General features: G+C 38.2%; 16 protein-coding genes and 1 riboswitch. Of the genes, 2 read left to right on the forward strand and 14 right to left on the reverse strand.

All coding sequences use genetic code 11. The annotated features are described in order from the left end of the window. Window positions 1-65: 65 nt before the first annotated feature. A riboswitch (SAM riboswitch) is annotated at window positions 66-168 on the reverse strand. 140 nt (window positions 169-308) lie between these two features. Then, the gene (locus tag OC533_RS07775; protein WP_033533702.1) at window positions 309-587 is read right to left on the reverse strand and encodes a GNAT family N-acetyltransferase; all 279 of its coding nucleotides are present in this window, start codon (window positions 585-587) and stop codon (window positions 309-311) included. A gap of 11 nt (window positions 588-598) precedes the next feature. Continuing rightward, the gene (locus OC533_RS07780; protein ID WP_003772567.1) at window positions 599-832 is read right to left on the reverse strand and encodes a (4Fe-4S)-binding protein; all 234 of its coding nucleotides are present in this window, start codon (window positions 830-832) and stop codon (window positions 599-601) included. A gap of 166 nt (window positions 833-998) precedes the next feature. Here OC533_RS07780 and OC533_RS07785 point away from each other — a divergent pair, with 166 nt between their 5' ends. Next, complete coding sequence (locus OC533_RS07785; protein WP_033533703.1) at window positions 999-2,507, forward strand: IMP dehydrogenase; 1,509 nt, start codon at window positions 999-1,001, stop codon at window positions 2,505-2,507. A 70-nt stretch (window positions 2,508-2,577) separates the two neighbouring features. Here the strand turns inward: OC533_RS07785 and OC533_RS07790 are convergent, their stop codons facing one another. Continuing rightward, window positions 2,578-3,327, reverse strand: coding sequence for an EAL domain-containing protein (locus OC533_RS07790; RefSeq protein WP_194323798.1), 750 nt, complete (start codon window positions 3,325-3,327; stop codon window positions 2,578-2,580). A 187-nt stretch (window positions 3,328-3,514) separates the two neighbouring features. Here OC533_RS07790 and OC533_RS07795 point away from each other — a divergent pair, with 187 nt between their 5' ends. Then, window positions 3,515-5,872: a bifunctional metallophosphatase/5'-nucleotidase gene (locus OC533_RS07795; protein ID WP_194323800.1), complete on the forward strand. Its 2,358-nt coding sequence runs from the start codon at window positions 3,515-3,517 to the stop codon at window positions 5,870-5,872. A gap of 34 nt (window positions 5,873-5,906) precedes the next feature. Here OC533_RS07795 and OC533_RS07800 read toward each other — a convergent pair whose 3' ends face one another. From OC533_RS07800 to OC533_RS07850, 11 genes are all read right to left on the reverse strand, one after another. Further along, window positions 5,907-6,635, reverse strand: a complete 729-nt coding sequence (locus OC533_RS07800; protein ID WP_194323802.1) for an N-acetylmuramoyl-L-alanine amidase — start codon at window positions 6,633-6,635, stop codon at window positions 5,907-5,909. Further along, the gene (locus OC533_RS07805) at window positions 6,616-7,038 is read right to left on the reverse strand and encodes a holin family protein (RefSeq protein ID WP_003728927.1); all 423 of its coding nucleotides are present in this window, start codon (window positions 7,036-7,038) and stop codon (window positions 6,616-6,618) included. Before OC533_RS07805 ends, OC533_RS07800 begins: the two co-directional genes overlap by 20 nt. A gap of 18 nt (window positions 7,039-7,056) precedes the next feature. After that, window positions 7,057-7,593 (reverse strand): hypothetical protein, encoded by a 537-nt coding sequence (locus OC533_RS07810; RefSeq protein ID WP_070752025.1) that lies wholly within the window; start codon window positions 7,591-7,593, stop codon window positions 7,057-7,059. Beyond that, entirely contained in the window at window positions 7,590-8,069 is a 480-nt protein-coding gene (locus OC533_RS07815) for a hypothetical protein (RefSeq protein WP_194323804.1), read from the reverse strand. The genes OC533_RS07810 and OC533_RS07815 overlap by 4 nt, the downstream gene beginning before the upstream one ends. Window positions 8,070-8,083: 14 nt before the next feature. Further along, the gene (locus tag OC533_RS07820) at window positions 8,084-8,659 is read right to left on the reverse strand and encodes a hypothetical protein (RefSeq protein WP_010990250.1); all 576 of its coding nucleotides are present in this window, start codon (window positions 8,657-8,659) and stop codon (window positions 8,084-8,086) included. A 14-nt stretch (window positions 8,660-8,673) separates the two neighbouring features. Next, complete coding sequence (locus OC533_RS07825) at window positions 8,674-8,973, reverse strand: hypothetical protein (RefSeq protein ID WP_010990249.1); 300 nt, start codon at window positions 8,971-8,973, stop codon at window positions 8,674-8,676. Continuing rightward, window positions 8,963-10,099: a phage tail protein gene (locus OC533_RS07830; protein ID WP_070752029.1), complete on the reverse strand. Its 1,137-nt coding sequence runs from the start codon at window positions 10,097-10,099 to the stop codon at window positions 8,963-8,965. Before OC533_RS07830 ends, OC533_RS07825 begins: the two co-directional genes overlap by 11 nt. A 9-nt stretch (window positions 10,100-10,108) precedes the next feature. Then, a complete protein-coding gene (locus OC533_RS07835) occupies window positions 10,109-10,927 on the reverse strand; it encodes a phage tail family protein (RefSeq protein WP_010990247.1) in 819 nt (272 codons plus the stop codon). Next, on the reverse strand, window positions 10,924-12,792 hold the full coding sequence (locus tag OC533_RS07840; protein ID WP_070752031.1) for a hypothetical protein: 1,869 nt from the start codon (window positions 12,790-12,792) through the stop codon (window positions 10,924-10,926). Before OC533_RS07840 ends, OC533_RS07835 begins: the two co-directional genes overlap by 4 nt. After that, window positions 12,779-13,114 (reverse strand): hypothetical protein, encoded by a 336-nt coding sequence (locus tag OC533_RS07845; protein WP_003759834.1) that lies wholly within the window; start codon window positions 13,112-13,114, stop codon window positions 12,779-12,781. Before OC533_RS07845 ends, OC533_RS07840 begins: the two co-directional genes overlap by 14 nt. A gap of 110 nt (window positions 13,115-13,224) precedes the next feature. Next, complete coding sequence (locus OC533_RS07850; RefSeq protein ID WP_003759832.1) at window positions 13,225-13,527, reverse strand: hypothetical protein; 303 nt, start codon at window positions 13,525-13,527, stop codon at window positions 13,225-13,227. Window positions 13,528-13,543: the final 16 nt, after the last annotated feature.

The following is a 13,543-nucleotide window of genomic DNA, read 5'->3' on the forward strand; positions in this document are numbered from 1 at the left end:
TAAGCGCTAAAAATAACGCTTCCTCTGTTTTTTGGTCAGAATCGAAGCGCCTCATTAAAAGCTACTACTTATCTGCCAGAATATTACTTCTGATCGGAATTAGCATAGAACTTGCGCTCCGCTGCCGGGTTTCACTGGGCCGATTCCCTCCACCACTCTGGATAAGAAATTGTAATACTATTATTCCTATAAGTTTACTGTGAATTAAAGATACACTGAAAAGAACCAGATGTCAAGAAGAGAAAACTGGATTTTTAAAAATAATTTTATAAAAAAATAGACTGGGTTTGTTCCCAGTCTACGCTTAATTATTTATCGGCTTGAACTTCCTGATATTCTGGCTTCTTAGAAAACTCAGCTTTTGCAAACGGGCAAAGCGGAATAATTTTCTTTCCTTCCGTTTTTGCTTTCTCGACAGCGCGTTTCACAAGTTCTTGAGCTATTCCTTGACCACGAGCCGCATCATCAACGCCTGTGTGGTCAATAATAAACATGTCTTCCCCAGTTGGCACAAAAGTCACTTCACCGACCTCTACACCTTCCTCATTTACTGCATAAATTCTGTTTTCACCGTTTTTATATTCCATTTGTTATCCTCCTATTTCTCTATATACTGAAGCGCTCCACTTGGGCAAGTATGAATCACCCGTTTTGCCTCTTCTTTTGGTACGTTATCTGGCATAATCCATGGTTTTCTATCCAAATTAAAAAGTTCTGCGTTACCTTTTACACAATTACCGGAATGTGCGCAAATATTCGTATTAAAATAAATATCTACATCTGCCCCGCGATACTTGCGGTAGCCTTGTTCTAATAGTGTTTCTTCTTCCATCTGATTACCTCCTTCGCCAAAGTTTCCTTACTTTTAGTATATTCCACTCATCTACTAAAAGAAAACGTCCCGAAAAAGCATCCCAGTCATTGACTTTCAAGCCAGTTATTGAAATAATAAAGATATTTTATAAGTACATTTAACAATAGAAGAAGGAGTGGAAATAATGGCATTTTATTTTGAAGAACCGTCCCGCACATTTAGTGAGTTTTTACTAGTTCCAGGCTACTCATCGGCTGAATGTGTACCAACAAACGTTAGCTTAAAAACACCGATTGTAAAATTTAAAAAAGGGGAAGAATCTGCTATCACAATGAACATTCCGCTTGTTTCCGCAATTATGCAAGCTGTTTCTGATGATAACATGGGAATTGCTCTCGCTAAAGAAGGCGGCGTATCCTTCATTTTCGGATCTCAATCAATCGAAAGTGAGGCTGCAATGGTTTCTCGCGTGAAAAATCATAAAGCTGGATTCGTCATTAGCGATTCTAATATCAGCCCAGATAAAACCCTCCAAGACATTCTTGATTTAAAAGAAAAAACTGGTCATTCTACAGTTGCAGTTACAGAAGACGGCACAGCGCACGGTAAATTACTTGGAATCGTGACAAGTCGCGACTACCGAGTGACGCGTATGAGTCCTGATGAAAAAGTAGCAGATTTCATGACGCCTTTTGAAAAACTAGTTACTGCTAAAAAATCGACCACTTTAAAAGAAGCTAACAACATTATTTGGGACCACAAATTAAATGCTTTACCACTTGTAGACGATAACGAACACTTGGTTCACATGGTGTTCCGCAAAGACTACGACTCAAATAAAGAAAATAAATTAGAATTACTTGATTCCTCCAAACGTTATGTAGTTGGAGCTGGAATTAACACACGCGACTATGAAGAACGTGTTCCCGCTCTAGTAGAAGCTGGCGCAGATATTTTGTGTATCGATTCCTCTGAAGGTTACTCCGAATGGCAAAAACGTACACTTGACTACGTTCGCGGTAAATACGGCGATACAGTCAAAGTCGGCGCAGGAAATGTTGTTGACCGCGATGGTTTCCGTTATCTTGCAGAAGCTGGCGCAGATTTCGTTAAAGTTGGCGTTGGTGGTGGTTCCATTTGTATCACGCGTGAACAAAAAGGTATCGGCCGCGGACAAGCAACCGCCCTAATTGATGTTGCTAAAGCTCGCGATGAATATTTTGAAGAAACAGGTGTATACATTCCGATTTGTTCTGATGGCGGCATTGTTTATGATTACCATATGACGCTAGCTCTAGCAATGGGCGCTGACTTTATCATGCTTGGTCGTTATTTCTCTCGTTTTGATGAAAGTCCTACTAATAAAGTGAATTTAAACGGCACGTATATGAAAGAATATTGGGGCGAAGGAGCTAACCGCGCGCGCAACTGGCAACGTTATGACCTTGGCGGCGATAAGAAATTATCTTTTGAAGAAGGCGTAGATTCTTATGTTCCTTACGCTGGTTCCTTGAAAGACAATGTTGCCATCAGCCTTAGCAAAGTCCGCTCTACTATGTGTAACTGCGGCGCGCTCAATATCCCTGAATTACAACAAAAAGCAAAAATCACGCTCGTTTCTTCTACTTCTATCGTAGAAGGTGGCGCGCATGACGTTGTTGTAAAAGATGCTTCAAACAATTTAATCAAATAAAATAAAATTGGTTGGTGTGAATTTGGTAAATTACCATTCTCACACCAACCAATTTTTTCATTTAGGCATCTCAGACAATCGAATATTTTTCTTTAATTTCTTTCATTGGTAGTGGGCGGCTAAAATAATAGCCTTGGAAATAATCCACTTTCATTTTGCGTAACGTCTTCACTTGTTCGATGTCTTCTACGCCTTCTGTAACGACTTTCCCGCCTAAATCATGACATAAATTAACAATTGCTTGAATAATAATTTGTTGCTTTCGATCCGTTTTTAAAAGAGCAATAAATGACATATCCGTTTTTACAATATCAATTGGTAAACTTCGCAAATATGCCAGCGAGCTATAGCCTTTTCCAAAATCATCCATGCTCACTGTGACACCGAGTTTTTTAATTTTACGTAAGTTTTTATCTGCAACAGCTAGCTCCGTAATTTCGCCCCGTTCGATAATTTCTATTTCTAAGCACTCCGGATACTTTAAATGTTCTTTCACATAATCATATAAAAAAGCCATATAATTACTACTTACAACATAATGTGCCGGAATATTAATCGAAATCGAAAAACGTCCCCCTAGCTGATTAATTTGTTCAATTGCTGTTTCAGCCACGAAATCCTGCATTTCTCGCGTAGCATTTAAAAGGGCAATATCTTCAAAGAAATCCGCTGGAGCTAGAATCGCCGTCGCTGTTTTTAGTCGAATTAAACCTTCAAATCCGATAAGCTCATTCGTTTTGGCATCTACTTTTGGTTGATAATACAGTAAGAAACTATTTCTTCTAATCGCATCCCAAATTTCCGTACTAGAGATATCCATCTTATCCCTCCTTTATCTATAGTTTACCCTTTTTTCAACCGAAATGAAAATATAGCCAAAAATTATCGTTACATTTACACAAAATCCACATTTCCTATTGCTAGGGTGATTCCTCTTTGCTACAATTATAGCTAGGCACCTTTGAGTTAGCGCTTACAAAATTGCCACTGGCGAAAAAAGGGAGAGTGTGAAAGTGAACAAATTTTTCAAGAAAACCACACATGTTTTACTCGTAGCAGGGCTCACAATCGGACTTACAGCACCATTCACCGGGACAACATCACAAGCAGCAGCGGATACCGTTCCCATTCAAATTTTGGGAATAAATGATTTCCACGGAGCGCTTGAAACAGCCTCTAAAGATGCATCGGGCTCACCAATTGGCGGAGCAGATTACTTAGCTACCAATTTGGATAATGCCACTAACTCATTTTTACAGGCAAATCCTGGGGCGACAACTGACAATGCTATCCGTGTTCAAGCGGGTGACATGGTCGGCGCAAGTCCAGCAGTATCAGGTTTACTTCAAGACGAGCCAACAATGAAAGTTCTCCAAAAAATGAATTTCGAAGTCGGCACATTAGGTAACCATGAGTTTGATGAAGGATTACCTGAATACAAACGAATTTTGGACGGAGTTTCTACAAACAAATTCGGACCAATCGTAGAAGCTTATCCACGCGTTAAAAGTGACATGAAAATCGTCGCAGCTAACGTGGTCAACAAAGGAACAAACACAGTCGCAGAAGGCTTTTTACCATACTATGTAAAAGAAATTGATGGTGTCAAAGTTGGCTTCATCGGTATCGTTACAACAGAAATTCCTAATTTAGTTCTTGCAAATCATATTAAAGACTACGATTTCCTTGATGAAGCAGAAACAATCGTTAAATACTCTGCTGAACTTAGAGGCCAAGGCGTTAACGCAATCGTTGTTCTATCCCACGTTCCAGCACTTTCCACTGGGAACCCAAACACCGGAACAAAACAAGATGTAGCCGGGGAAGCTGCGAATATGATGACAAAAGCAAATGAATTAGACCCAAATAACTCGGTAGATTTAGTCCTTGCAGGGCACAATCACCAATACACAAACGGATTAGTTGGAAAAACTCGTATCGTCCAAAGTTACAACAATGGTAAAGCTTTTTCAGATGTAACTGGCGAACTTGATAAAACTACCGGCGATTTCGTTACACCACCTGACGCTAAAATTACATATAACTCGAGAAGCGTCACACCAAATGCCGATATTACCGCAGTAACCGAAGATGCGAAAAGCCGCATTGAAGGTGTTATTAACGAAACTATCGGACTAGCAAACAAAGACGTTATTTCTCGTGACACAAATCCAGACAACAAAGCAATTGATGATAAAGAATCTGAGCTTGGTAACATGATTACGGATGCGCAACGTTACATGGCAAATAAAGCCGGCGCCGATGTCGACTTTGCTATGACTAACAATGGCGGAATTCGTTCTGATCTTACTACTCGTCTTGCAAATGGCCAAAACGAAATCACATGGGGCGCGGCACAAGCTGTTCAACCATTTGGTAACATTCTTCAAGTAGTCGAAATGACTGGTGCTGATATTCTGGAAGCTCTAAACCAACAATATTTAAGCAACCAAACTTATTTCCTACAAATTTCTGGATTAAAATATACTTTCACTGATACAGATGATCTAGACCATGCTTACAAAGTTGCGAGCGTTACAACAGAAGACGGCACTCCTTTAAAAGCTGACCAAAAATACAAAGTCGTAATCAATGACTTCCTATTTGGCGGTGGCGATGGATTCTCAGCCTTCAAAAAAGCAAATCTAGTAACTGCAATCGATCCAGATACAGAAACATTCATCAACTACATTAAAGACCAAAAAGCTGCCGGAAAAGTCATTACAGCTCAAAAAGAAGGACGTAAAGTCTACAAATCCCAAGCTGAAATCGACAAAGAAACCGAAGATGCAGCTATCAAAGCAATTAAAGACGCTACAAAAATCAATAAATTAGCTGAAAAAGACAAAAATCTAACTGGAACTACTTTACCAGGTGCAACTGTCTCTGTTCAAAAAGCAACTGCTAATGCAAGAATGGCACTCGCTGCCGGACCTAACGCAACAGCTGATGCAAACGGTAAGTTCTCCGTAGATGTTACTTCTTTAAACCTTAAAAAAGGCGACCAAGTAACAACAACAATCACTGACACAAACGGCTACAGCACAACTTTCCAAGCAACTGTTCAAGAAGCAGCTTCAACTACCCCTCCAGATAATGGAAACGGTAATGGCGGAACGGACAATGGCAACGGAAATAACGGCGGAACAGATGGAAATAGTGGTACAGATAACGGTAATGGTTCCGGAAATACTGGCGGAACTACAACTACCGAAGACCCAACAACCTCCACACCAAATGCATCTAACTCAGGGACATCTTCCAACACTTCCCTACCAACAACTGGTGACACAGCTGGACTTGCAACTGTGTTTGGAGTTATTTTAACAGCTACCGCGCTTTATACTTTGCGTAAGAGAAGTTAATAAAAAAGGAGCGACCTATCAGTCGCTCCTTTTTTTATCTTTTACCCGTATTTACTTCCGTTTTTAGAACCCAGCTTCCCGGAACTCCTTTTGTAGTAGTTAGGTTGAGTGTTTTTGCTGTTTCTTTATAAACAAAAACTTTTGTCCCGGCTTCTAAATAACCTTTAATATTTTTGCCGGAAATAGCATCATTACTTGTCAAATATTTCCCTGCTCGATATTTCGTTACGGGAGTACCAAAAAGCTCTTGTACTCCTGAGATAATTCCTGCACAAAAATCCGTTTGATATGCTTTTTTTGCAAGTATAGTTGCATCACTGCTGTCACAAAAACCTGCCTCCAGCAAAATTGCATCCATTGCCGTTTCTCGCAGCACAGCAAAATTAGCTCTTTTCATTCCACGATCACGCATACCATGTTTGGTAATTTTAGCGATAATATTTTTGTGAATTATTTTCTGTGCTTCTACTGTTCCAGCTGGTGTTGATGTATAAATATAATCTTCAAAACCTTTGCCACCACCAGCATTAAAATGAATCGAAATAAATAAGTCAGCCTTAAAACTATTTGCTTTCTTAGCTCGGTCACTTAATTCATAGAATGTATCATTTGTTCGAGTCATACCTACTTCAAAACCAGCTTTTACTAATTCTAATTGAAGCTGATTCGCAACTGATAGTACCCAATTTTTTTCAACAAGTCCGTTACCAGTCGCACCAGAATCCTTGCCGCCATGACCGGCATCAATCCATATCTTTGTCATGCTTTTCCTCCTCGTCTCCTGATTTCGCATCAAAAATCAAAATTAAATTTTTCAATACTTCCGGGACCTTCATTCCCATTCGAACGAAATTTTCCAATATAGAAATCAGCTCATTCGCCAAATAGAAAAAGATAACCGCATCCCGCGTCGTATTATGCGTTCCCAGAATCAAATCTATTTGATGCGCAATAGCCACTAAAATTAAGATAGCGATTTTTTTCGCGATTCCTTTGAAACCCATTTTGCTGCTAAGTTCCCCCAGATACCCTGAAGCGAGTAGCCCAGAAATATAGTCAGCTACAATAAAGCACACCAGCACTTTTACCAATAAATCCACTTCCCCAAACAAGTATCCAAACACCGCGCCAAAACCTAAAATCCCAATTTTTAGTATGACTTCCATGGAAAACCTCCTTTTTGATTACATGATTGTGATTTGACGAAGTGCCCATGAATTATACTTCGAATTATCAGCATGTCCTGAAAGACCAGTTATGGAGATATAGAAATATTTTCGTTCCCCATATGTTGATGAAGGCATTTGCATTAAAACTCCTCCACCTGCTACCTCCAAAAGTTGTGCTCTGGATATGAAAACTGGATGGTAATAGTAATCTTGCGGTGTGTTATTGGCGGAATCGTAACGGCTGAATAGTAAAGTCACTCCTAATTTCACCTTATCAGGATTCCATGTATAAGCTTGACCCGCACCCATAATATTTGCTCCCTTAAAAATCACTGTTCCTTTCCCAATCGTATCTACATATTCTTTCGCACTATTCAAAGCTGTATTCGCCTTTTGTTCCGCACCCGCAGTAGTTTCTTTCTCGTTCCAAGTCGTCTTTTCTTCCTCTGTAACACTCACAAGCCCTTTAACAGCCTCGGCGTGTGTTTCTGGATAGAATTGCTCCAACGTTCCATGTTCATTTTTCTCTGACATTTTTACAATTTTAGTCATTCTATAACCTCCTTAATAGTTTCCAGTGCGATTACTGGCATCGCATCTAGTTTTTCTTTATCTTCTTTTGATAAAAAGCCACTTTCACTAGCTGATGCTTCTGGATGAGTATGGTTTAATTCCGCCGCCTCTACATCAGCTGCAAATAAGTCGACAATTCCTGTTTTACCGTTTACACTTGTTACGCCTGCTTCCGGAGATACTAATTGATCTATTTTTTGTTTATCAAAAGAACTCATAAATCCATCTGTTGTGTACGTTGCGACTTCATGTTCATGGATTTTCTTAGCAGCATGAAGGTCTTCTGCTTCTAGTAATACTCTGCCTGCCTTTCCATTGACACTAACGACACCAGTCGGAATCTGACCAGAAACATATTCTGTAAGTCCAACAATTCCCGCCACATGTGTCTCTGGATAAAATTGTTCTTTAGAATTATCGTCTTTTGTTTGTAGCATTCGTTTAATTTCAGTCATTCTTCACTCCTCCTTTACGCACCAGTTGACTCCATTTGGTAACGTTCATTCGTCCCTAATTTTGCAAAAACTAAACTTGTTAAACTTTCTGAAAAGCTCGTTTCACTAGTCTTTTCAAGAACAATATCCGCATTCTCATTGAAGCTTGATATATTTAAAAAACAAACTGTTTGCGCTTCAGTAATTGATTTACTGGTCAACAAACCAATATCTTGTTTATCCATACCTATAACATTATCCACATCAAAATGTGCCGTACTTTTCTTGTTAAAAATTTGCTGTTCTTGGTTTAGACGTTCTCTTAAAACCGGATACCTAGTGCCAAATGCATCTGCTCTGGCATCAACAACTTCACTTAGCTGTTCTGTCCCACTAATCAACTCGTTAACTCTTGCATTCACTGCTTTATCAACTGTTTCAATTTTGGCATTTAAGGTAGCATCTGCTTTGTTTACGTAGGTATAAATCGTATCTATTCCCGTAGAAATAAAGTTAGACCAATCCATTAGTTTCTGCCAATTATCATTGGTTTTATTTCTAAATTCACGACCTTGAAGAAGCATTTCCCATTTCCACAAATCTAACTTCATATGCAACCTCCTTCCTATTCCAATTTCGTTGTCTTTAGTTCGCCTGTATTCGTCACTGTTATTTTGAAATTAGAACCATTTTCCGAAACTAAAATCGCATCTTGTTTTTTATTCCAATTTGAAATATCGCTTGCAGTCACATTATTTTTTTCTGCATTTGCTTCAATTCCATTTAATTTGACTTTATCAGTTGGAGTCATTAATCCAGAAGCGTTTGTTGAAACTTCATTCAGACCCTCGACAGCAGTTACATGTGTTTTCGGATAGAAAACTGTTTCATCCACATTTTTTAAAACTCTAATTTCAGTCGCCATCTACAACACCTACTACTTCCGTTAAAATCCGCGAATCATATGCATTCATTGCGATGCTTGAAAACGAATTAATCTTATTTGTATCTACGCTAGCCTTTTTCACTTGATTTGCAATTTGAGTCTGAATTCGTACCATATCACGCCGCGAATTACTAAAACCGATTTCTTGAAATTTCTTACTCCACGGATGAGCTGATTTAATTCTCGTAACCTTCACTTCCGTTTCAAATCCCATTGGTTCATGAATAAAGTACCAAATATCTCGTTCTGTAACTGCTTCATCTCCTCTATAAGTAATCGTTAAAGAGGTTTCCGGAACATCCAGAATCTGTTTTTTGGCAAAAATCAATAAGTCGTTATTATTCGTAATTTTATCGTCGGTTTTTGAATTAGCCATTCGTTTTCCATAAATAGATACGTTGGGCGAAGTATAAGTAACAACCGCCATATATTTATTATCACCCGTTAGCTTGTCGGCATTTTCTTTTTGTTTGCCATAACATTTTATCTCTGTTTTTAAATTATCAGTATTTGTATCCACTGAAACATCTTCTGTATTGTATAAATAGCGTAATTGCTTCTCTGTTTTCAAATACCAACTCGCTTCATCATAAAAATAAAGTTTCTTATTATCCGCAAATAGTATTGCTCCAAATTCTTCCAAACATAAATTCACTAATTCTAATCCATTTTTATTTCCTAAATCTTCTAACTCGACTAATGGAAAACTACCCTGTATTTCATGAGAAAATCCTAGCTCATTGTCTTTTAGGGCAAATTCCATTACCGTCTGAATCGAATATTTTTTCCGCCCAGTTTTCACGTTATACTGAACATGATCTTGCACTGTATAACTTATATGCTGGGCAGTTATTTGTTTAGAAATCGTTTTTCCAACAGCCTTAGGAGTACATTTTTTTATGACAAATTGTTGACCTTGATAGGTTAGAATTGCTTCATTTCCAACCAGATTGAATACATCAGCATTCTGTTTTGTTTTATTAACTGTAAACGAGATGGAACGACTCGTGTTTTTTTCATAATCATAAGAAAAAGAGCCATAATCAATATCTGTTAAAATCTCTTCTACTTCTCTATCCATACTTTGAATAATTAAATAGTCCATAGTTATCACCTACCGATAAATGAACGGAAAATTAAAAGCAATAGTTACATCCGTTACACCTTTAATTTCAAATTCATTCCATCCCTTTTCAAGGGTAATAATGCCGTGGTTTGTGTCTTTTCCAACGCGACGATTATTTACAAGCGGATAGATATTATTTAACAGCAAAACATCAGTCTTTTTGAGTTCATTACGATATTGAAATGAATCACCGGTTGTTAAATTATTAATAGTCGGGATTCCATTTGCCGTCATAGCTATGTCTAACTCATGTCGCATCAACGGATTAACTCGATCGCTTCCTGCATTATAAACGCGAAATGTATTCTCTTTAAAAACATAAAACAAATCATCTCGGTTAGATAAATTCATGCCCATTTGCCATAAATCTACTTCAAAAGTCATTGGGTCCAGGCTTGTACCACGAGATTCCGCATAGCCTTTAAACACATCAAACTCTAAATTAAGAAGCCCAACCCGATCTGATTCTCGACTAAAATCAAATGGTTTTGGATGCACTTCATACCGAATTCCCGGCATTTGATCGCTCCAAATATAGTAACTATCTCGCTGAAATAAGAACTCATAAATTTCTCTAACTGCTAAATGATAATCCGGTATATCAAGTGCCTGTAAATTGCATTTTGCTGAAAAAATAAAAGGTTTAAATTGGATAGTACCTGGAATAACTCCGTCCGTTCCAGAAATCTCAGCAGTTTCCATACTCAATTGCGGACTTTGCCTCGCTACTTCTTGAACGGAAAGTCCCGGAAATGTTTCACTAAGCGAATGAATTTTTCCATTTAGTTCTAAAAATAAGTCACTCATGAATAAGCCGCACCTCCCATTGTATAATTGTATTGATCAAACGAGTTTGCCTGGTTACGACTAACTACCTCAGATACAACTTTATCGTCCATTTTAATAACTGGATTTTTTTGTAGTAAACGTTCTAGAAGGTTTTCTACTCTAGCTAAATCAGTGCCTTGGTTTGTAAAGAGCATTGATTTATTACCACGCGCACTTTCTCTTGCATATTTCATCGTTGCATCGTGCGGGATTACTTGAGAGCCAGACGGTAAGACCACCATTTCACCGCGACCGCCTTCATTCATTCGTGCAAAACCGCCTTGGAAATTTGTAGTTCCTGAAATTAATTGCGGGATTTTATCAAGTTCAACGCCAGGGATTTTATTAATTAAACCAATCGCTGAATTAATCCCTCGAATTACCACGTTCACAAACCCTTTGACATTATCTACAACTGTCTGAATTGCATTTGAAACCCCGTCGAAAATAGTTCCAACAAATTCTGTTAAACCACCCCAAGCGCTTTTAATTCCATCAAAAACACCGGTAATAATTCGTTTGACTCCATTGAATACGGAAGAAACTGTCGTAGAAATCCCAGTAATAACTGATTTTATTCCATCAATAATACCTGAAATTGTTGCCATTATTGCATTCCAAATTTTTGATGCAACTGCAAAAACCATTTGGAAGGCTGCTCCGATAACTGTAACGATAGAGCTGAAAATATTGGTAATGAAACCAATAATCGGCTGCACAATCCCGATAATCGACGTAATAACACTTGCAATAAAGCTTATAATTTTCCCAATAACATTTGAAATTGTCGTTGCAATAACAACAATATAACTAATAATCGTAGTAATAATCGAAATAATAACACCTATAATCATCATGACAATCGGCATAATTTTACTTATATAAGAAATAATTGTTACAACAATTTGCACAACGACCGTGGCAATTTGCATAATTATAGGAATCAAGAATTGTATAACACTCATAATGCCTTGGATAACCGTCATAATGCTTGGTAAAAGCGCCGAAACTAGCGACATAACAACTTGAACAATCTGCATAATTACTGGCATGAGCATCGCAATGAGCATATTGATAAATGGCATTAATTGAGCTAACAATTGAGCGAAAAAGCTAATAAATTGCATAACTATTGGCATTAAAGCCGCACCAATTTGCATGACTGCTGTGATAATTTGCATGATAATCGGCATCAGACTAGCCACTAGCTGACCAAACAACTGAGCTACCTGCGTGACAACTGACATAACAGTATTTCGGAATGATTCATTCGTCGTCATCAAGTACGTAAATGCAGCGACTAACGCTACAATCCCGATAATAACCAACCCCATTGGAGAAGTCAGTTTGCCCATAATTCCTCCGACACCGCCAATAGAAGACATTAAGCCGCCCAAGTGATTCTTCAATTCCATAAAACCACTAGCTAGATTCGTAATTCCTTGAACTCCACCAGTTACTCCACCAAGCATTGTACTCATACCACCTATTCCAGTGGACAAGCTTGAAAATAACGTACCATTTTGGACACTTGAACCTAGGTTTTTAAAAGCATCCGTAATTCCGCCAACAGAACCAACCGCTGTTCCAAATCCTGATGTAATTGCCTCGCTACTAGAACCTAATTGCCCAAACGCTGAACTAATAGTGCCGAGACCAGATTGCAATCCGCCCAAAGACTCGGTAATTTTCGAACCTGGATCGGCATTTCCAACATCTTCAATCGTCATTTTTAATTCTGAAAATCGTCGCTCTACAACGCCTGCCATTTCATCTAACCTACTAAATTGAGCTGTTAAGACACTCTCGTTCATTTCAAATGTAATTTTTTTAGAATCCGCCATTCGTTTTCCCCCTTTCTTGTTTATTTTTAGGTCTGCGTAGGCCATTTGCACCGTAAATCCGGTCAATCCACGCTTTACCTTCAAGCGCTTCATTCTCAGAAATTGCTTGAAGTGCATTTACTGTATAATTAACATCTGCTTTCTTCTGGCGCTTCTTATGCAAATCAATAAAACGCGAATTTCGTTTGCGATTGAGATTTTGTTCAGCATTCAAGACGGCATTTCGAAGCATAGTAGACTCAAAAATGACCTTGTTTTCCCATTCTTTCATGATGAAATTTTTCTCAACTTCTGTTAATGCTTCAAAATCATGTTTTGACATTTGAAAATTAACAACGAAAAACGCGAATTGTTTTTCGAGGTCAAAATCATGGTTGCTTTCACTATCAGATTCTTCGTTCTCTGCGCCAAAATATTCAAACTCAATCTGCTTTAACGGAACAAAAAACCCATGTCCTCTTGTAATTTCTCAATAACTGCTACATTAAGCGAAATTAAGCCCTGTTCTTCCACTAACTTATCAAAAATCTCCAAAGCTTCTTTTTGTTTTACTGGCACTAAACCTTTTTCTTCCACTAGTCCAGAAGCAAAAAGAGTTTCAATCACTTGGTAACTCAAAATTCCTTTATTTGCAGTCAAAGCCGCTACTAGACTAATTCCTGACGTTAGTTCCACCGTTTTCACTTTTTGTTTATTGAATCGTAAAATATAATTAGTATCATTCACTTCAAACATTTATTTTCCTCCTAAG

Source organism: Listeria sp. Marseille-Q6474, from assembly GCF_946902005.1.
GTDB lineage: Bacteria > Bacillota > Bacilli > Lactobacillales > Listeriaceae > Listeria > Listeria innocua.

Coding starts and splice junctions, on each gene's coding strand:
- OC533_RS07775 (WP_033533702.1), bottom strand. CDS start 587: ATGGAATATAAAAACGGTGAAAACAGAATTTATGCAGTAAATGAGGAA.
- OC533_RS07780 (WP_003772567.1), bottom strand. CDS start 832: ATGGAAGAAGAAACACTATTAGAACAAGGCTACCGCAAGTATCGCGGG.
- OC533_RS07785 (WP_033533703.1), top strand. CDS start 999: ATGGCATTTTATTTTGAAGAACCGTCCCGCACATTTAGTGAGTTTTTA.
- OC533_RS07790 (WP_194323798.1), bottom strand. CDS start 3,327: ATGGATATCTCTAGTACGGAAATTTGGGATGCGATTAGAAGAAATAGT.
- OC533_RS07800 (WP_194323802.1), bottom strand. CDS start 6,635: ATGACAAAGATATGGATTGATGCCGGTCATGGCGGCAAGGATTCTGGT.
- OC533_RS07805 (WP_003728927.1), bottom strand. CDS start 7,038: ATGGAAGTCATACTAAAAATTGGGATTTTAGGTTTTGGCGCGGTGTTT.
- OC533_RS07810 (WP_070752025.1), bottom strand. CDS start 7,593: ATGACTAAAATTGTAAAAATGTCAGAGAAAAATGAACATGGAACGTTG.
- OC533_RS07815 (WP_194323804.1), bottom strand. CDS start 8,069: ATGACTGAAATTAAACGAATGCTACAAACAAAAGACGATAATTCTAAA.
- OC533_RS07820 (WP_010990250.1), bottom strand. CDS start 8,659: ATGAAGTTAGATTTGTGGAAATGGGAAATGCTTCTTCAAGGTCGTGAA.
- OC533_RS07825 (WP_010990249.1), bottom strand. CDS start 8,973: ATGGCGACTGAAATTAGAGTTTTAAAAAATGTGGATGAAACAGTTTTC.
- OC533_RS07830 (WP_070752029.1), bottom strand. CDS start 10,099: ATGGACTATTTAATTATTCAAAGTATGGATAGAGAAGTAGAAGAGATT.
- OC533_RS07835 (WP_010990247.1), bottom strand. CDS start 10,927: ATGAGTGACTTATTTTTAGAACTAAATGGAAAAATTCATTCGCTTAGT.
- OC533_RS07840 (WP_070752031.1), bottom strand. CDS start 12,792: ATGGCGGATTCTAAAAAAATTACATTTGAAATGAACGAGAGTGTCTTA.
- OC533_RS07845 (WP_003759834.1), bottom strand. CDS start 13,114: ATGTCAAAACATGATTTTGAAGCATTAACAGAAGTTGAGAAAAATTTC.
- OC533_RS07850 (WP_003759832.1), bottom strand. CDS start 13,527: ATGTTTGAAGTGAATGATACTAATTATATTTTACGATTCAATAAACAA.